This is a genomic window from Vibrio sp. TRT 2004 (assembly GCF_050113735.1).
Taxonomy (GTDB): Bacteria; Pseudomonadota; Gammaproteobacteria; order Enterobacterales; family Vibrionaceae; genus Vibrio.
In genome coordinates, this window is sequence record NZ_JBNJOH010000007.1 from 60,250 (window position 1) to 78,293 (window position 18,044).

Below are 18,044 nucleotides of genomic sequence, written 5' to 3' on the forward strand. Positions count from 1 at the left end.
ACAAAGGACGTTGGCATGAACTTTTCTCTCAAACACATAGCCCTAGCTGTCACTGTCAGTTCAGTGATTGGCTGTTCCAGCTACCCTGAAAGTGGTCGTGGCGGTATTGCAGAAGATTATATTCAATCGAGTTTCACTCCTGTCATGCCCGATGAGCCTCTTGGTCCAGAACACGGTTTACGCTTCGACTGGCAGTTGGCCAAACTTCAGCTTGATTCACTCATTCGAGAAGGTGCACGTTGGTGTTTTCCAGCCGCAGTGGTTCAGGCACTAGAGAAACAGAATCGCATTGCTCGTGAACTGGAAGGCGGCCTTCTTCTCGATGCAGCCAATGATATCGTCATCCAACGCAAACGTCTTAATGAGTTAGAACTGCAATTGGACTACGTAACCTCTCAAGCGAAATGTGTTCCACCAATGGATGAGAACGCCTTTCAGCAACGTTTGGCCATCATCGACAAGCTCTACAGTCTACTCAATGTGGATAATCAGTTTGCATTCAACTCTACAGAGGTGAACCCTAAATATATGGGGCATTTAGCTCGCGCAGCGAACTTACTGGAAGAGCATACAAGTTTAACGCTCTCCGTCACGGGTCATTCAGATTCGGTGGGTGACGTGGGTTACAATCAAAAACTTGCGATGGGCAGAGCACAACAAGTTAAGAGATACCTGATCATTTTTGGCCTCAGTCCAGAACGTGTCAAAACCCATTCCGTCGGCGATGCCCTTCCTCTATATCAGGGAGAATCCGAGGGCGTTCGTCTCACCAATCGCCGAGTAAGCATTGAGGTGGTCGACAAGCAGGAACGCACCGAGTCACCGATGCAAGGAGGCTACTATGAAACACATTAATCTTCTGTTAGTCACCTTGTTACTGTCACTTGCTACTTTGGCCGACGCGAGTGAAGAGCGTGTGGATATCGGCGACTTAATCCAAGTTAATCTGCCAGGCGAAACCTCACTAAACAAAGGATTTCAAGTCGATAAACGTGGCCGAATCACCTTGCCTGAAGTGGGCGCCCTTTATGTTGCAGGTTATACTGAGCCTCAACTTGAGTCGGCCGTCAAACAAGCGTTGGAGAAAGTCTATCGCGACCTGTCCTCTGCGACGGTTTACATCGCCGAACAACAAATCCTCGTTTCTGTCCAAGGGTACGTAAAGTCACCCGGTGAATACACCTTACCTAAGAGCGCGGATATTCAGATGGCACTGCATGCAGCTGGTGGATTACGTGCAGGCGCTCAGTTGAACGATCTATTCATAAAACGCGGCAACGAAAAAATCACCTTTAATTATAAAAACTTCCTTGATACTGGTAATTCGTCACTGCTTCCAAAACTGGATTCACTGGACACGATTTTCGTTCCCGCCTCACCGCTCGTCGGCAATATCGAACAAGAGTTTGACGCAACCAAACTCGCAAACGCTGGCGACAGCGCTGATGGACGAACTGCGATCAAAGTGTTTGGCGAAGTCAACGCTCCAGGCTCATTCGGCTACAAAGCCAATACGGATTTGGTTGATATCATTATGCGAGCAGGTGGCGTCACTCGCTATGCTTCGGTAGAACAAATCCGAGTGATTTCGGACAACACCCCTAAACTATTCAACCTTAAATCCTATTTAGATAGTGGTGATGTTTCTCTGCTGCCTACCCTAACTCCGGGAACGACTATCTTTGTACCCAAGCAAGAAGAGGAAATTAAGTCGGGTGCTAATGTTGTCTATATCATGGGGGAAGTCGCTAGTCCTGGTGCCTATGAAGGTAAAAAAAATGCCTCTTTTATGGATATTCTCGCCAATGCTGGCGGGCCAACACGCTACGCTGAATCCCGTCAGATTCGCGTCATTAAAGCCAATGGTACGGTCGTCAAATTCGACCTAACCGCTTTTACTGAAGGACTATCAGGACGCACCCCTCCGAAAATCAGTGCTGGTGACGCAATCTTTGTCCCCGAGAAAACCGACATGAACGAAAAATCTTGGCTCAAGATAGCGCCGAGTCGCGCAGTACGCATCATCGGAGAAGTGGTTCGTCCCGGTCGTGTCGAATGGTCTGATGAAATGGACCTAATGGATTTACTCTCTCACGTAGGCGGCCCAACATTACGCGCTGATACCTCCAAAATCGAGGTTGTCACCAGCGACAATAAACTCCATGTGTTCAACCTCGATGCCTATATTTTGAGTGGAGCACCAAGCAGTGAATTGCCGAGCATTACAGCAGGGTCCATTATTCGTATTCATGACCTGCCTCAAGACCCATCGGATAATAAGTCACAATGGGTTCGTCAAAGTTCGGATGCGTCGATTTACGTCTTCGGTCAGGTCAACGCGCCTGGACGCTATCGCTTCACCAAAGATATGCATTTCCTAGACATTCTTTCCGCCGCCGATGGCCCAACCAAAGATGCTGACATCCATAACATCCGCATCACCCATAGAGACAAAAGTTACTCAAAAGTGAGCAAGCTGAACCTTTCTCTTTACTTCGAAACGGGCGACGAAAGCCTATTGCCTAACGTGACCATGGGCGACACCATCTACATTCCCGAGAAAGATAAAATCTGGCTGGATCGTTCGAAAGAGTCCACCGTTCGTGTCCTTGGCGCGGTAAACAAACCTGGACGTTACGTTTTCGATGACAATATGACCGTGCTCGACATACTTGCAGAAGCAGGCGGCCCGTCTGACCGAGCTTACCTTGAAAAGATTTCTATCGTAAATATGTCCTGCTGTCAGGGTCAGGCGCGAACATTTGATTTGGTCAACTTCAGTAAAACGGCCAACATATATCAACTGCCTGTCCTTCGTGCCGGTGACACCATCTATGTTCCTGACCGTAGCGAAAGCATCTTGGAAAAAGCCCGTGTTGGCTTGGAAGATATTCTGCGCTTAACCACCACCATAGTGTTAATAGGAGCGTTGTGATGATTATTCCTTCAACCCATACCGAGATTGAGCAAATCTATCTTGCAGCGGAGATGAATGGTTGCCGCTCTCTCTGTCTTACCGCCTGTCAATCAGGTGACGGCGTCACATCCATTGTATCTGCACTTGCGGAGCGTTACTTATTGGCTGGCTATAAAACATTAGTCGTTGATTTAAATACCTTTCATCCAGCATTTGAATCGATCGATTCGATGCCTCAGTTTACTGAGCAAGTTGGATTTTTGGTTGAACACAACGATACGCATCAACTGTTTACGGGGTTACCTGTCCCTAGCAGTCAATCTGCGCTTCTGGCATACAAAGACCCGACCTACCTTACTAACGCGGTATCCGAGTGGCTGCAACAATTTGATCGAGTCATTTGCGACACTTCCCCTTTGTTACACATAAATCGCGGCAATATACCCGCCCAAGTCGTCGCGGGGGCTTGTGATCAGACCGTCCTTGTTGTTATGGGTGGAAAAACGTCGTCGGGTCAGTTAGCCAAAGCGACTGAAATGCTCAATTGCGCGTCAATTTCTCTGTTGGGTTCTATTCTTAATATGAGAGACCAAGCCACTTTGGCCGAAGAAATAGTCCGCGAGTTAAACCGCTTTACCTTTATTCCACGTCGTTGGCGTGAGCGTATAGCAAGCAAAATTTTGACCAACGAATTTCTGGCACAGTCAGCGTAGGAGTTAGCATGAAACGTCTAGTCGTGTTTATTTCCGCCCTAACCTTATCCGTAACCTGTCTGGCTCAAACCCTTAGTTTCGGCATCGTTCCACAGCAATCTGCCAGTCGATTGGCTGAACAGTGGACGCCGATAATGAACTACCTCAGTGAGCAAACGGGAATTGATGTGGTATTTAGTACCGCTCCAGACATTCCTACCTTCGAGCAACGTTTGGCAGAAGGGAAGTATGACATCGCGTATATGAACCCTTATCACTACACGGTTTTTAGTCAGACTCCAGGATATCGTGCGATAGCCAAAGCAAAAGACAAACTCATTCAAGGTATTATTGTCGCGAAAAAAAAAGACCCTATTGAAAGCCTCACACAGCTCAACAACTCTAAGCTCGCTTTTCCTTCTCCTGCCGCTTTTGCAGCCACCATTTTAACTCAAAGCGATCTAAATAAAGCGGGAATCAGTTATCAGGTCAACTACGTCTCCTCACACGACTCAGTCTATCTCGGTGTGGCTAAAGGCTTTTATCCCGCGGGTGGCGGTGTAATGCGAACCTTTAACTCACTGCCAGAAGTCGTCAAGTCTCAACTTAAAGTCATCTGGAGAACAGAGTCTTATACACCACATGCGATTGCCACCCACCCACGTTTAAGCCAGCAACAGGTCTCTGCCTTGCAAAAAGCCTTAATGTCATTGGATTCAAGTAGCGTCGGACAAGCTCAACTACAGACACTAAGCTTAAAAGGTTTTGTTGCTGCTCAAGATGAAGACTGGAATGACGTTCGTAAGCTAAACATCACGATTTTGGATTAGTGGGGAAGCGCATGACTTTACGTTCAAAAACAATCCTTGGAATCGCCATCATAGAAATCATTGTGCTGATCGTTCTCGTCCTCAGTGCAATGAGCTTTCTTTCCAACTCAAATGAGAAGCAGCTCATACAGAGAGCCAACTCTAGCGCAACCATGTTTACTCAAGCGGCCAAAGATGCCGTTCTGTCCACAGACATCGCCACTCTGGAAAGCCTCGTCGATGAATTCATGACGTTGGAAGATGTGGCCTACGTTAGAGTGTTGCGTGATGGCAAAGAGATGGCCTGCGCTGGTGACAAACAGATCTTACAGCGTGCGATGCAAAACGATACCAGCCTTGAAAGTGTTGATGATGGAATCTTCGACTTGCGTAGCCCGATTGAGGTCAACGGCAAAGTCTACGGTTATGTCGATATCGGCTTTCAAGTCGAACCTATCATGATGATGTTGAATGATGCACAACGATCCATTGTCGGCATTGCAACCATGGAAGTGGTGTTAGTTGCCCTTTTCTCTTTCGCCTTAGGTACCTATTTAACACGAGGATTGACTCGCATTGCTTCGGCGGTCAACACCATTGAGCAATCGGGCCCTGGCTTTCAACTTAATTCACAATCGAAAGACGAAATCGGTGACGTATCTCGTGCATTTGATGACATGTCCGCCAAGCTGGAACAAGAATATAAGTTGCTTCACGCCGCCCGCGAAGGCGCGGAGCTTGCCAATGACTCGAAAAGTCGTTTCCTTGCCTCTATGTCGCATGAGATTAGAACCCCAATGAATGGTGTACTGGGTATTCTCAACATACTCGAAGAGACCAAACTGAGTAAGGAGCAGAGAAAACTTGTCTCGACAGCGATTGAATCAGGCCACTTTTTACTGTCCGTCATTAACGATATTCTCGATTTCACACGAATGGAGTCAAATACCCTGATCCTTGAGGATCAGCCCTTTGATTTTCGCCAGTGTGTAGAGAGTGTTGTCGATTCATTCACTCCTACAGCGAAAGCACAAAATTTAGTCTTACACTGCTATATTGAAGGCCACGTACCCAGTAAGGTTCGTGGTGATATTAACCGAGTCAAACAGATTTTACTGAATCTAATTGGTAATGCGATTAAGTTTACCCATGAAGGAAGCGTCACCGTTAAAGTCGGCGCTGAGAAGGCCTCTGAAGACAAGGTAAAACTCATCTGTCAGATACAAGATACAGGGATTGGTATCAACCAAAATGCGATCGATTATCTGTTTGATGAGTTCACTATGGTTGACCAATCATACTCTCGTAGCAAAGAAGGCTCCGGACTCGGTCTGGCAATTTGCCGACGCCTTTGCAATTTAATGGATGGAGAAGTACGTGTAGACAGCCAGCCTCAAATTGGCAGTACCTTCACCTTTGATATCTGTTTACCTGTTGCTGATCAGCTCATCTCGTCACCGGATACCACTGAAAGTCGCCCTACTTTGCAATACACCAATGCTCGTATTTTGGTTGCGGAAGACAACAGAGCGAACCAATTGGTCATCAGAGAGATGTTTAAGCGTATCGGCCTCACTATCGATATTGCTGAAAACGGTGTGCAAGCGGTAGCGATGGTCAAGCAATATCAGTACGACATCATCTTTATGGACATCTCTATGCCAGAGATGGACGGTATGCAGGCATGCAAAGCAATCCGCGAACTCGATGATGACATTACCTCGCAACTTCCTATTATTGCCCTTACGGCGCACTCGCTAGCGGGAGACAGAGAGAAGTTTCTTGCCTCGGGTATGGATGATTACTTATCAAAACCTCTAAGAGCATCACAACTAATTGAAAAAATTAATCTATTCTTAAATGAAGAACACAATACGGAATCAGGTTCTGCTCACACTTCAAACACAGAAAATAAGCAATCAGACTCACATCGAGCTAACATTAAAACCGTTGAACCAGCAAGATTAGAAGAGGTTAATTTGGAACTTGTCGATGAACAAATCCTTCAACAAATGATTGAAGATACAAGTGCAGATGTCATCCCGTTATTGATTGACCACTATCTTGAAGAGTCACATCAACGGCTGGAAAAAATATACCAAGCCATTGATCGAGAAGACTCACAAACGGTTGAGTTTGAAACACACACCTTAGGAAGTTCTTCACTGGCTTTAGGCAACCGTACACTGTCTAATTTTGCGCGTAAAATTGAACATCTATGTATAGATGGACAAGGACACCAAGCCTTCAAACTTAAATCTGAGTTGCAACACCTTGCTGAACAATCACTAGCCGCACTAGAAATTCGTAAGCAGCAAGGCTTTTCACAACCGATGCAACCTTAACTGTTTATCGATAGGAAATCGCCTATGAAACCAAAAGTATTATTAATAGAAGATTCCACATCACTGGCTATTCTGTATAAGCAGTACGTTAAGGATGAAAATTACGACCTTTTCCATGTTGAAACGGGTAAAGAAGCGATCGCTTTCATAGAGCGTAATGTCCCTCATCTAGTGATACTTGATTTAAAGCTACCCGACATGGATGGCGAAAATATCTTAGACTGGATCAACGAGCAGCAGATCCCTACGTCTGTGGTGATTGCTACCGCACATGGATCCGTTGATGTGGCGGTTAGTTTGCTGCAAAAAGGCGCAAAAGACTTCTTAGAAAAACCAATTAATGCCGACCGTTTAAAGACTTCAATTGCCCTGCATTTACAGCAGGTAAAACTGGAGACACTCGTCGAAGATATTGAAGCTAAATTCGACCGTAATCGTTTTCATGGTTTCATCGGTTCAAGCCTTCCCATGCAAGGGATCTATAAGATCATCGACTCTGTCGCACCGACTTCTGCGAGTGTTTTTATTATCGGTGAGAGTGGTACAGGTAAAGAGGTATGTGCGGAAGCCATTCATCAAGAGAGCAAGCGCCGCGATAAACCCTTTGTCGCCATCAACTGTGGTGCTATCCCCAAAGATCTGATGGAAAGTGAGATATTCGGCCACGTAAAAGGTGCTTTTACAGGTGCAACAGCGGATCGTAAAGGGGCGGCATCTCAAGCCCATGGGGGAACCTTATTTCTCGATGAGCTCTGTGAGATGGAACTGGAAATGCAGAAAAAGCTTCTCCGCTTTCTGCAAACCGGAACATTCACTCCGCTCGGTGCAACCAAAGAGATGAAGGTTGATGTTCGCATTATCTGCGCAACAAACCGCGATCCTTTGCAAGAAGTCAAGCAAGGCAGATTTAGGGAAGACCTCTATTATCGCGTTCACGTGGTTCCCGTTGAAATGCCACCTTTGCGAGATCGTGGTAACGACATCATTACCTTAGCGACCCATTTTCTCAAAGTGTACGCCAAAGAAGATGGTAAGAAGTTCTCTTCAATCCATCGAGAAGCGGAATCTGCGCTGAAGCGTTACAACTGGCCCGGCAATGTTCGCCAGCTGCAAAATATTATTCGCAATATTGTCGTGTTGAACGACGACAGTCATTTGAGATACGAACATCTTCCGGAGCAACTGATCAAAAACAAAAGGCAGCAGCCAAACTCACCGACTGCTGCGGTCTCTGAGCCAGTCAGACTGCGACATGATACTGACTCCATCTCTCAGTTGACGGATGCCACACCACAAGTGGCAAAGTCGGATCACAATATACGTCCTATGTGGCAGATAGAAAGAGAAGCTATCCAACAAGCGATCGATTACTGTGACGGCAATGTGCTCAATGCGGCGGTGCTGCTCGAACTTAGTCCTTCAACTGTGTACCGAAAAAAACAAGCTTGGGAGTCTGAGGATGAGCAGCAACTCGTCTGATCAAGTTTGGTTGGTGATTGATAGTCAAACCTTCGGTGGTATAGAAACGCATGTGCTTGAGCTCGCGAAAGGGCTCAAGCTCTTTAACATTCACGTTCAAGTTTGGCTTCTGCGCCGTTACCCTCATCACAACCAATTGAAACAACAGTTAGAGCAAGCGAACATCAGCGTTGATTATCTTGATCGCGATAAACAGCACTTTGTGTTTCAATTACGCGACCAGATTCAAGCTCAGCGCCCCGCCGTCGTACACGCCCATGGCTATAAAGCCAGCATCATATGTAAACTGCTGCATCTCTTAACTGGTGTTGCACAGATCACTACTTATCATGCCGGCGAGACACCCAAAGGAAAAGTATGGCTTTATGACTTGATCGACAGATATAGCAGCTTTCTCTCTACCCACTCTCTCGCCGTCAGTCATGCAATCATGGCTAAGTTGCCAAGCCGGTCTGTTTGCTTCAACAACTTTATCGATAACCACCAGCTAGCCATCAGTACTGGACAACAGATTGCTTTTGTCGGGCGATTAAGTGAAGAGAAAGCGCCTGATCGATTTGTTGAAATCGCACGGCTTAATAACGAGTTAAACTTTGATGTTTATGGTTCAGGGCCGATGGAAACGGCACTCACCACCTGTGCCCCAATCAATGTTCGCTTTCACGGTCACCAGAGTGACATGTCTAGTATATGGCCAAATGTTGGCTTGTTGGTCATTTGCTCTCGCTTCGAAGGCCTTCCAATGGCGGCTCTTGAAGCTATGGCGCGTGGTATACCCGTCCTTGCACTCAGTGTCGGCAACCTCGATAAGTTGATTCGTCACCAACACAATGGTTTTCTGGTTAACTCTATGGAAGAACTCAACCAACAATTGCAAGATTTTGTCTCACTCGACTCGCAGCGCAGAAACGCACTACAGCGCAATGCCGTCGCGACCGTTGAACAGCACTTTTCACCTTCGGCTATCATCCCTCAAATGCTAGAGCTCTACTTTCCAAAACAGTTTCAAACTGATTCTCAAATTGAGAAATGAGCGACCCTTACCTTTCTCATTTCTAAAAATAACTATAAAACAATAGCTTATAAACCATCAATTTGTGGCATCCCGTTTGCGTTACATCTGCTATCGACCTTTATTCTTACGGCAGCAAAAGGGATTGGCTATGGCGAAAAAAATTCTGTTTGTACACTATGGTGATGACTGGATTCGTGGCAGTGAGCAATGCTTGCTCGATTTGATTAAGTTTCTAAATCCGACTCACTTCCAGCCCTTGGTGTGGACTAACAATCGTACATTGGCAGAGCAACTCGACCAACTCAACGTCACCACAGAACTGAGTCAATTTCGGTTGTTACTGGGATGGAAAGCCCCACGTTTCAATCTGATGAGCTGGATGGCGTTGGTAGAGCACGGTTGCGAGCTCATTGATCGAGAAAAGATCGACCTTATTCATGTCAATAGTGGCGCACCTTGTCAATGGATGGTGGTTGCAGCAAGGATCAAGAATATCCCTTTGGTCACTCAACTGCACTGCCCTTACCAGATCAGAGAGCGTCTTACCCTAGGTCTTCATCTATCGCCTCATATTATTTCGGTCAGCAAGTATGTTTCACAAGCTTTGATCAATGATGGCTATCCCGTTGAACGCGTTAACGTTGTGCACAACGGTATTGACACGCACGCTTTGTTAGCCCAATCCGAAGTTGATGTTCGACGTGAACTCGGTATTCCGCAACACGATTTTATTTTTGCCACTGTCGGCTCGTTAATTCACCGCAAAGGGATCGATCGAATTCTCACCGCACTTCGTCATGTAACCCTTGAATACCCCGATACACGTCTAGTGGTTATCGGCGATGGTCCTCTTAAAAATAAGCTTCAAGAGCAAGCTGAATATCTACATCTTGCGATGCAGGTACACTTTGTTGGTGAGCAAAGAAACGTTGTTGGCTGGCTTAAAGGTTGTGACGCTTTTATCAGTGGTGCACGCAGTGAAGCCTTTGGGTTAGTGGTTGCAGAAGCTGGATTGGCTAAACTGCCCATTGTCGCACCATTTGAAGGCGGTATTCCTGAGTTTATCAGCCACGGTAAAACCGGAGTGCTATATCCTAACCATGGGATTGGCCCAATCGCGAGTGCAATGCGGATTTTGATTAACAATCCTAAGTTGTGCCATCGCATAGCTGCCAACGCCTACCGCCATATCATCAAAAGCCATGATTTATCGGTAACGTGTCCGCAGATTGAACAAGTTTACAACACCATTCTTGCGCAAAAAAATAATCAAGCACGCGGCCTATTCACCTCTCTTTCACCACTAAAGACCTACTTATCGAATCGCGTATCTTTAGGAGGCCAACATGGTTAAGTCTAATTTTACCTTGGTGTTTGACCCAATCCCGTTTAAAGGCGGTTCTAAAATCGCAACCAGCGATGCACTCAATATATGTCGAGTAAACGGGAATCAATTTGTTGTCTTGACCATCCAACCGGAATTTTGGCTCAACAGCGAGTTTTACGCCAAACATGATGTCATTATTACCCCTATTCGCGCTGTGTCGGCACTGATGAAAATTCATCAAGGGCCTTTATATTGGTTCAACCAACTCTATTTGCTGCTGCTGTTGTTTATGACGCTATTACGTTATCGCGGAATAACAAAAGTGGTTGGCGCATCTGGCCCGGGTATTGATATGGCGATTTATCTGCTTAGGCGTGTTGTTGTTTACGAAATCATCCAGTTCGTTCATGGTAGTGTTGGGCTTTCGCGCTCTATTGGGTACTGTTTGACTCAAGCCAATGCGGTATTTTACTTACCCTCAGCGAGAGAAAGCTTAAAAGCCGCGTTACAGAGTTACTTGCGCCACAAAACGAACATTGCGGATGCATCAGCGCTAGCGGAGTCTTATCTATGTGCTCAACATTACCAACCATTTGCCAATGGCTTACCTCAATCTAGATGGCCGACACCTTGCCAAACTCAGTTGCCAGTTTGCTTTTGGGCCGCATCGCTATTGAAATGGAAAGGTCTCGACCTCTTAGTCGACGCCATCAAACTCACCACCCATTATAGACCGATTGCGTTAAACATCTGTTTTATCCGTCCAGTCGATACCTGTTTACCCGTATCGAACGCGCCAATAAATCTAAGCAACACTCAGTGGTTTGAAGATCCACAAAACCTAGATGAGATACGCAGTCAATCCAATATATTTATCTCAACCAGTCAAAACGAACCTTTTGGACTTTCCATCCTTGAAGCGCTTGCCGCTGGCATGTGTGTGCTTATTCCTCAAGATGGCGCTTATTGGGACCAACAGCTGGTTCATAACCACGACTGCATCAAGTACCAACCAGGCGATGTCGATTCACTGGCGAATGCTTTGCTCTACGCCGTCAGTGATCAAGAGGTTTTTCATCGTTGTCGTCAAAACGCTCGTTTATTAGCCAAGCACTATCGTGCAGAGATTCGCTATAAGAAATTTGCTCAGTATATCAATGGCGATTTGGCACTGACCATGGCGCGTGTCATTCAGAATAGCTAAACAGTGCAAATCAGGAGGTTGCTATGTCCAACGGTCATATAAAGAACATTAGTTTGTATGCTGTGAGCTTGTTTCTGATGAAAGGTGTCTCACTGTTTACCTTGCCGTTAATGGCTCACTACTTGTCACCAAACGAGCTAGGCCATCTTGAACTGTTGGGGATTACTACTGTATTTTTCAGCTTGGTTGTTGGATTGGCAATGCATGAAAATCTCTACCGATTTATTGGGCCAATCCGCCACGCTAGATTACGCAGAATAAAGGCAGCCAAGTTATATAGTGCGTCTCTATCCCTTTCTGTTTTTCTAAGCATCGTCGTCCTGTTTTTCTACATGGTTTCTCCTTTTAAACTCGATTTATTCGACGCCAATCAGCTTGGTCTCATTCTGTTGGTGCTCTGCTACGAAGCGCCACTGGCGATATGTCTCGCTTGGTTACGTCTGCATAATCAGGCGGATCAATTTTTTAAAGTGTGTACAACAACAGTCGTGATTCAGGTTGCGTTACTGGTGGCCGTGCTAACCCATTCCCCTGACGTAACAACCATTTTTGCACTCAATGTACTCTGTACTTTTGCCCAGTTTCTTTTTCTTCACTTTTACCTACGATTCCCATTTCGCTTACCTAAAACCACTCATTTACGACAATACCTCTATTACTCGATGCCGTTAATGTTGTCAGCGGTTGTCGCGTTTGGTTTAAGCGGTGCCGAAAGATGGTTAATCGCAGGTGCGACTGATCTTGAAACGTTAGGCATGTATGCTATTGCCGCCAAATTCGCTTTAGGTGTCGGAATATTAATTCAACCTTTTCACATGTGGTGGATGCCAAAACGTTTCGAATCTATGCAAATACATGGTTCTGACTACACAGCTAAAGTCACCCAGCGTGGCGTTTTACTTCTTTGTCTTATCGCCATCAGCGTCTCTTGGCTTAGTCAGATTTTCATCGAGTTGGCTCTCCCTGCTAACTATCAGCCAGCCATCGGCTACGTCAGCCTAACCATTATCATGATGCTGTTTAAGGAGTTAGTCGAATTGTGTAATTTTGGCGTTTTGTATCGTAAACAGACTCCACAGTTACTCTACATTAATATTTTTGCGACGTTGGTGGCACTCGGCACATGCATTGTGACGCTTGAGCATGGGCTGTATGGAATCTTGCTATCGCTGGTGATTGGTCAAGTGACTCGCTTCGTGCTGACCTTGTATCGTAGCCAAAAACTCTTCTATCTTAACTATCAGTTATCAGCATTGACGGGTTTGGTGCTTTTAACCATTAGCTTCATTGTTACCAGCCGCTACCACCAACATTTAGAAGTATCAGTACTGATGTTAGTTCTTCAGCCGCTTGCTCTGATTGCTTACGCGATTCGCTGCCAATTAGTCACAATTATCTCAATTAAAACCGTGTTTATCGCAATGCAAACATACTTAGGTAAAACCCAATGAGCCGATACAAGCACATCAAAGCGATCATGTGGATGTCACTGCTGTGCTTCACTCTTGCAGCAATATGGATGTTTGTCCCTCACCCTGCCATTGTGATTGTGCTTTGCTTTGCTCCACTTGGCGTTCTGTTTGTGCTCAATCAGACATTTTGGCTAGTCAGCCTGTTCGTGTTGTTCTCATTTTTCCGAATTCACGAAGCGATACCAGCTCTCTATTCATTGAAGATTCCATTATTACTCTCTGTGGGCGCTTTAGCGGCTTTGATTTGGCACAGTTTGATTAGCAGACAACTGACCACCTTTTGGCACCCGAGCTTTACTTGGCTGGCCATTTTTTGGCTGCTTGTCATCATCGGTGCCGTTTTGTCATCAAATCCTGGACTTGCTATTACCTATTTCAAAAATATTTACTGGAAAATCATCATCATGACTTTGGCGATAGCATGGTTGGTTAACAGTGAAGAATCCGTTAAAAGAATCGCTACGCTGATCATTTTAGCCGGGTCGTTAATCGCTGTCGTGGCGTTATCAAATTCGATCAATGGGGTCGGTCTGGTCGAAGGGACAAGGGTGACCATCGGCCGCGAACTCGGCTCAATGTTAGGCGACCCTAATGATCTCTCTCTGGTACTGATGTTTCCGCTCGCATTCGCGATTAGCTTCGCGACCACCAAACAATTAGGCTTTTCTCGTATTCTGGGCAGCATAGGTTTGGTCCTTGCTATGGCGGCAGTTATTGCAACTCAAAGTCGTGGTGGGTTGCTCGGTTCCCTCGCGGTGTTTGGTATCTTTGGTTTACGATTAGTTCGCTCGAAAACTCTGCTAATCATTATTGGTATCATCGCGATGATGATACTGTTCACAGTCGCTGGTATATCCGATCGCCAATCAGGTGGTGCCGCAGAACAGGGTATCGATGCCTCCGCAATGGGACGTTTATATGCATGGGAGGCAGCATTTAAGATGGCATTAGATCATCCACTAACGGGTGTTGGTCTGAATAACTTTTACGCCAATTATTTTTTCTACAGTCCACACTGGGATGGGCTCAACCATGCGGTTCATAGTACTTGGTTTGGTGTTTTAGCAGAAACGGGGTTTTTAGGATTGCTGGTTTTTATCATCATGATCGTATCGCTGATTAAAACGAGCCGAGCGACCATGACGATCTTAGACTCCAGCACCGAACCCGTTTCACCCTATCTAAAAGCGACCGCTTTATCAGTGTATGCCGGTATTATTGGTACCATTGTTTCTGGAACCTTTCTCACCCAAGGCTTTACGTGGCCAATTTATATCCTAGCCGCTTTGTGTATTGCGCTATCACGAATTAGCCAAAAGCATTCTCAATTTGAGAAAACACCTTCCCAATCAGAGAATGAATTTTTAAACCAATGATTTTATTAACAATTAATTATGGCACGCTTAGTGTAATGATCCCTGCATAATTCAAATAATGTAGGGATAGATTATGTTGGCACAACGCATTAATCACTTTAAGGTGTGGCTTCAACACCACGAGAATCCGTCTTATCGCAAATTGTTTCTCATATTGAAAACAGTTCGAGCTTTCGATATTCCAACCCCACAGTGGTGGAACAGACTGTGTTACTTCTTGTATCAAACTCTAACTGGTTTCTATCTCAGCCTTGTACGCGTGATAATTCACACTCCTGCGTTCAAAGGCCGTCTCAAGCAGCATGGTAAGAGTCTCTACTTGTTTGGTGGTGTCCCTTTCATCTCTGGCCCGCTATCGATCACCATCGGCGATGATTGCCGTATTTCAGGTCAAACTACCTTCAGCGCGAGACCACAATCCAACAATCCGCAATTGCTTATCGGCAGCAATGTCGACATCGGTTGGCAAAGCACCATCGCCGTAGCTACACGCGTCGTCATTGGGGATAACGTCCGTATCGCTGGTCGAGCATTTCTGTTTGGTTATTCTGGCCATTCACTTGACCCAGAATTGCGGGCTCAAGGCCATGGTGATGAGTGCAGAGATATTGGCGATATCGTACTTGAGCACGATGTTTGGCTAGGCACCAATGTTACGGTATGCCCAAATGTCACTATTGGGCACGGCACTGTGGTTGGCACCGGTAGTGTAGTGACCAAAAGTCTCCCCCCCATGGTGGTTGCCGTAGGAAACCCAGCCAAAATTGTTCGCTACCTGAACAGTCAGGAGGTTGACCATGCGTGATTTAATTGTGTTTGGTGAAGATTTTGGTGGCCTGCCTTCGAGCACCCAACATTTAATCGTACGTTTAGCCAAACAAAGGAAGGTTCTCTGGGTCAATTCAATAGGATTGCGCCAGCCTAGGTTGACTCGACATGATTTAAAGCGAGCCATCGCCAAACTGTTGGGTAAAAGTAAAGGGGGTTTCACTGTTGGTCACACCTTACCTGACAACATAACGGTGGTTAATTTACGCACCATTCCGGCACCGCGTTCTTATTTGGCTCGTCGCATTGCAAAAATGATGATCTGCATTCAACTGCTTCCCGTCATCAAGACACTTAAACTCGACAACCCCATCCTGTGGAGCTCATTGCCAACCACCGCCGATCTTTGTGGCTCTCTGGGCGAATCTGCGGTGGTTTACTACTGCGGCGATGATTTTTCCTCCTTGGCAGGCGTAGATCACCGTGTTGTCGCACAGCATGAGCTGAAGTTGGTTGAACAAGCCGATTTAATACTCGCCGCCAGCGCGAAACTGCTGATTAAGTTTCCTCAAACTAAGACTCACTATCTACCGCATGGCGTCGATACCACGCTGTTCAGCACACCGGCCGTTCGCGCAAAGGATCTACCGCCAAGACGACAACGAATCGCAGGCTTCTATGGCAGTATATCTAACTGGCTCGACTATCAACTGTTAGAACGAGTTTTTCGAGACAATCCCGACTGGCAGTTTGTGTTTATCGGTCCTCTCGAGCTCGACTACAACCCGCTACCTAAGCTTGATAATGTTCATTACCTCGGGCCTCGCCCACATCACCTCCTGCCCAGCTATAGCCAGCACTGGGACGTGAGCCTGTTGCCTTTTGTCGCTAATCAACAGATCAGATCCTGTAGTCCGTTGAAACTTCTCGAGTATCTAGCAGCAGGTAGCCGTGTGATCAGCACTCCGTTCCCTGCCCTGGTACCATATCAACAGCATGTTGACGTAATCACAAACTCGGAACAGTTTTCACTCGCACTTAAACGTGTTGCGATTCAGCAGCCACGTCTCGGTGTTGTGAATATCAGCAACGAAAGTTGGGACGCTCGCACCAACAAACTTAACGCTATGTTGGAGGCTCTATGAACGACCTGAAACTTCGTCTCATCGTTATTCTCAATGGCGCGTGGCGACAAAGATATGTCATCGTCGTTCCTATGTTGATATTGCCATTTATCGGTTATTTCGTTGGCAAAATGGCTCCGACCAATTACGTTTCACATACCTCTATGCTGATACAAGAAACCGCAAAAATGAACCCTTTCTTAGAGGACATTGCTGTCTCTACCATGCTTAAAGAACGTCTGAATGCATTGAGTACTCTGTTGAAAAGTCGCCATGTTCTAACTGCGGTGGCCAACGAGCATGGATTGATCAACGATTCGATGTCAGATGCCCAAAAAGATCATGTCATCAACAAACTATCGAATAGTCTAACGGTCAGCCAACCAGGTAAGGATTTCTTACAAATATCTCTCACAGCGCCTTCACCGTCTGGTATGAAAGAGATGCTTGAATCAATCAGTGAGCATTTCATCGAACAGTTACTTGCGCCTGAGCGTTCATCAATTAAGGACTCGTCTGAATTCCTAGCAATACACATTGAAAAGCGTCGTGTGGAATTAGATCAAGCTGAGAATGAACTCGCAGACTTTAGAAACCGTTTTGCCTCCGTAACACCTGAAATGCAGACGCAATCGCTCGCTCGCTTAGCGGCACTAAAGCAAAGCTATGCAGAAAAAAGTGCAGAGCTTGCTGGTGTCGAACGCAGTTTAGGTTCGCTCGATCAACAGCTATCAAAAACCAATCCTGTGGTAGGTAAAATCGAAGATCAAATCATTGAAATCCGCAGTGAACTGACGTTGTTAAAAGCCAAATACACGGAAAGCCACAGCGCGGTGCAAGGTAAAGAGCGCGAGCTGCGCCGTCTTGAGAATGAAAGAACAATCTTACTGAAAATGGAGCAGCCAAACATCAGTAGTGATCAACTATGGGATATTGCCAGCAGTAGCCAATTGAGAGAACTGGGTGAGATTCAGCCTCTACTCGTCACCCAACTCCACAGTCTACAACTGGTGAGAGGACGTTATGAGTCTCTCAAAGAAGAAACAAAAAGCCTCAACAACATGATTGTTCAACTAGAACAAGAAGCGAATAAGTTTGGTGACAACGCAAAAACTATGCACCGTTTAGTTCGCAACGCGGAAATCAAACGTCAGCTTTATGATGAACTGCTTCAACGCTACGAAATGGCTCAATTGACAGGGTCACTCGGTGTTTTTGAGCAAAACAAAAGGGTTAAAATCATCGACCTTCCTTTTACACCCAGTCGCCCCGCTAACTTACCGATCATCATTTTTGTCATTGCAGGTTTTGTCGCAGGAATAGCACTCGGATCCGGTGTCGCGACATTAATCGAACTTTTCGATTCGTCGGTGCGCCGTAAATCAGAGATAGAGTCAATTACTAAAGCACCTTTGCTGACTCAACTTCCCAAAATCAAACCTTACCACTCATAGTGAAATGTAATTTGATTTTCACTATGAAAATCACCCAATAAAACAAACTAACCATATGATAA

14 protein-coding genes are annotated in these 18,044 nt (G+C 45.9%); all 14 read left to right on the plus strand.

Annotated elements, in window-relative coordinates; genetic code table 11:
• Positions 1–15 precede the first annotated feature (15 nt).
• Positions 16–855 carry an OmpA family protein gene (locus ACQEXR_RS04855; RefSeq protein WP_427019849.1) on the plus strand — a complete coding sequence of 280 codons (840 nt, stop codon included), beginning with the start codon at positions 16–18 and terminating at the stop codon, positions 853–855.
• Entirely contained in the window at positions 842–2,935 is a 2,094-nt protein-coding gene (locus ACQEXR_RS04860) for an SLBB domain-containing protein (protein ID WP_427019850.1), read from the plus strand. Before ACQEXR_RS04855 ends, ACQEXR_RS04860 begins: the two co-directional genes overlap by 14 nt.
• Entirely contained in the window at positions 2,935–3,630 is a 696-nt protein-coding gene (locus ACQEXR_RS04865) for a chromosome partitioning protein ParA (RefSeq protein WP_427019851.1), read from the plus strand. The genes ACQEXR_RS04860 and ACQEXR_RS04865 overlap by 1 nt, the downstream gene beginning before the upstream one ends.
• 8 nt (positions 3,631–3,638) lie before the next feature.
• Entirely contained in the window at positions 3,639–4,439 is an 801-nt protein-coding gene (locus tag ACQEXR_RS04870) for a phosphate/phosphite/phosphonate ABC transporter substrate-binding protein (RefSeq protein WP_427019852.1), read from the plus strand.
• Between the two features lie 11 nt (positions 4,440–4,450).
• A complete protein-coding gene (locus tag ACQEXR_RS04875) occupies positions 4,451–6,763 on the plus strand; it encodes a response regulator (RefSeq protein WP_427019853.1) in 2,313 nt (770 codons plus the stop codon).
• 24 nt (positions 6,764–6,787) lie between these two features.
• On the plus strand, positions 6,788–8,242 hold the full coding sequence (locus tag ACQEXR_RS04880; protein ID WP_427019854.1) for a sigma-54-dependent transcriptional regulator: 1,455 nt from the start codon (positions 6,788–6,790) through the stop codon (positions 8,240–8,242).
• Positions 8,223–9,275 carry a glycosyltransferase family 4 protein gene (locus ACQEXR_RS04885; RefSeq protein WP_427019855.1) on the plus strand — a complete coding sequence of 351 codons (1,053 nt, stop codon included), beginning with the start codon at positions 8,223–8,225 and terminating at the stop codon, positions 9,273–9,275. The genes ACQEXR_RS04880 and ACQEXR_RS04885 overlap by 20 nt, the downstream gene beginning before the upstream one ends.
• A 130-nt stretch (positions 9,276–9,405) precedes the next feature.
• Positions 9,406–10,611 carry a glycosyltransferase gene (locus tag ACQEXR_RS04890; RefSeq protein WP_427019856.1) on the plus strand — a complete coding sequence of 402 codons (1,206 nt, stop codon included), beginning with the start codon at positions 9,406–9,408 and terminating at the stop codon, positions 10,609–10,611.
• Complete coding sequence (locus ACQEXR_RS04895) at positions 10,604–11,788, plus strand: glycosyltransferase family 4 protein (RefSeq protein WP_427019857.1); 1,185 nt, start codon at positions 10,604–10,606, stop codon at positions 11,786–11,788. The genes ACQEXR_RS04890 and ACQEXR_RS04895 overlap by 8 nt, the downstream gene beginning before the upstream one ends.
• A gap of 23 nt (positions 11,789–11,811) precedes the next feature.
• Entirely contained in the window at positions 11,812–13,239 is a 1,428-nt protein-coding gene (locus tag ACQEXR_RS04900) for a lipopolysaccharide biosynthesis protein (protein ID WP_427019858.1), read from the plus strand.
• 32 nt (positions 13,240–13,271) lie between these two features.
• On the plus strand, positions 13,272–14,636 hold the full coding sequence (locus ACQEXR_RS04905; RefSeq protein WP_427019876.1) for an O-antigen ligase family protein: 1,365 nt from the start codon (positions 13,272–13,274) through the stop codon (positions 14,634–14,636).
• A gap of 73 nt (positions 14,637–14,709) precedes the next feature.
• Positions 14,710–15,441 (plus strand): acyltransferase, encoded by a 732-nt coding sequence (locus tag ACQEXR_RS04910; RefSeq protein WP_427019859.1) that lies wholly within the window; start codon positions 14,710–14,712, stop codon positions 15,439–15,441.
• Entirely contained in the window at positions 15,434–16,549 is a 1,116-nt protein-coding gene (locus ACQEXR_RS04915; protein WP_427019860.1) for a glycosyltransferase, read from the plus strand. The genes ACQEXR_RS04910 and ACQEXR_RS04915 overlap by 8 nt, the downstream gene beginning before the upstream one ends.
• Positions 16,546–17,982: a GumC family protein gene (locus tag ACQEXR_RS04920; protein ID WP_138970922.1), complete on the plus strand. Its 1,437-nt coding sequence runs from the start codon at positions 16,546–16,548 to the stop codon at positions 17,980–17,982. Before ACQEXR_RS04915 ends, ACQEXR_RS04920 begins: the two co-directional genes overlap by 4 nt.
• The last annotated feature ends 62 nt before the right edge of the window (positions 17,983–18,044 follow it).

What these genes read in the sequence shown, in the direction of transcription:
- ACQEXR_RS04855 (WP_427019849.1), top strand. Translation starts at nt 16, where the DNA reads ATGAACTTTTCTCTCAAACACATAGCCCTAGCTGTCACTGTCAGTTCA.
- ACQEXR_RS04860 (WP_427019850.1), top strand. Translation starts at nt 842, where the DNA reads ATGAAACACATTAATCTTCTGTTAGTCACCTTGTTACTGTCACTTGCT.
- ACQEXR_RS04865 (WP_427019851.1), top strand. Translation starts at nt 2,935, where the DNA reads ATGATTATTCCTTCAACCCATACCGAGATTGAGCAAATCTATCTTGCA.
- ACQEXR_RS04870 (WP_427019852.1), top strand. Translation starts at nt 3,639, where the DNA reads ATGAAACGTCTAGTCGTGTTTATTTCCGCCCTAACCTTATCCGTAACC.
- ACQEXR_RS04875 (WP_427019853.1), top strand. Translation starts at nt 4,451, where the DNA reads ATGACTTTACGTTCAAAAACAATCCTTGGAATCGCCATCATAGAAATC.
- ACQEXR_RS04880 (WP_427019854.1), top strand. Translation starts at nt 6,788, where the DNA reads ATGAAACCAAAAGTATTATTAATAGAAGATTCCACATCACTGGCTATT.
- ACQEXR_RS04885 (WP_427019855.1), top strand. Translation starts at nt 8,223, where the DNA reads ATGAGCAGCAACTCGTCTGATCAAGTTTGGTTGGTGATTGATAGTCAA.
- ACQEXR_RS04890 (WP_427019856.1), top strand. Translation starts at nt 9,406, where the DNA reads ATGGCGAAAAAAATTCTGTTTGTACACTATGGTGATGACTGGATTCGT.
- ACQEXR_RS04895 (WP_427019857.1), top strand. Translation starts at nt 10,604, where the DNA reads ATGGTTAAGTCTAATTTTACCTTGGTGTTTGACCCAATCCCGTTTAAA.
- ACQEXR_RS04900 (WP_427019858.1), top strand. Translation starts at nt 11,812, where the DNA reads ATGTCCAACGGTCATATAAAGAACATTAGTTTGTATGCTGTGAGCTTG.
- ACQEXR_RS04905 (WP_427019876.1), top strand. Translation starts at nt 13,272, where the DNA reads ATGTCACTGCTGTGCTTCACTCTTGCAGCAATATGGATGTTTGTCCCT.
- ACQEXR_RS04910 (WP_427019859.1), top strand. Translation starts at nt 14,710, where the DNA reads ATGTTGGCACAACGCATTAATCACTTTAAGGTGTGGCTTCAACACCAC.
- ACQEXR_RS04915 (WP_427019860.1), top strand. Translation starts at nt 15,434, where the DNA reads ATGCGTGATTTAATTGTGTTTGGTGAAGATTTTGGTGGCCTGCCTTCG.
- ACQEXR_RS04920 (WP_138970922.1), top strand. Translation starts at nt 16,546, where the DNA reads ATGAACGACCTGAAACTTCGTCTCATCGTTATTCTCAATGGCGCGTGG.